This is a genomic window from Ligilactobacillus sp. (genome assembly GCF_036846325.1).
Classification (GTDB): domain Bacteria; phylum Bacillota; class Bacilli; order Lactobacillales; family Lactobacillaceae; genus Ligilactobacillus.
This window is the reverse complement of sequence record NZ_DAIUCE010000097.1, coordinates 1-380: the sequence shown is the minus strand read 5'-3', so window position 1 is coordinate 380 and position 380 is coordinate 1. Positions and strand designations below refer to the sequence as shown.

Here is a 380-nt window from a genome sequence, read left to right as displayed (position 1 = left end):
CGCCCCAGAAGAGAAGATCAACATATGCCTCACCGATTTCCGGGATAAGTTCATTCCTGACAAGTTTCAAGTTTGCCGACTTGCTTTCTGAATCAAGCCTTCCCAGTGTGTCAAGCGCATTGTCAATCAGAAGGTTAGCCTTCAATGAAGGTTCTTCAATGACCAGGCCCATGAAGTTGCCCTTAAGGTTCAGCAGCAGCGTCTGCATCGTCTTGACAAATTCATCCTTCTGTTCACTGTCATTTGAAATCATCGCATAAAGTTCATATGCCGCTTCGTTCAGAGTTCCGATGCTTTCCAGAATCTTCTGTCCCATATCCTTGTCTTTGATCATTTGCTTTCCTCCGTATCCACAGACTTCAATAAGTATATTTTCTGAT

General features: G+C 43.7%; 1 pseudogene. It reads right to left on the bottom strand.

The window, feature by feature from the left end:
- A pseudogene (locus V7Z60_RS08235) lies at positions 1–334 on the bottom strand (glycosyltransferase family 2 protein); the annotation flags it as partial.
- Between the last annotated feature and the right edge of the window lie 46 nt (positions 335–380).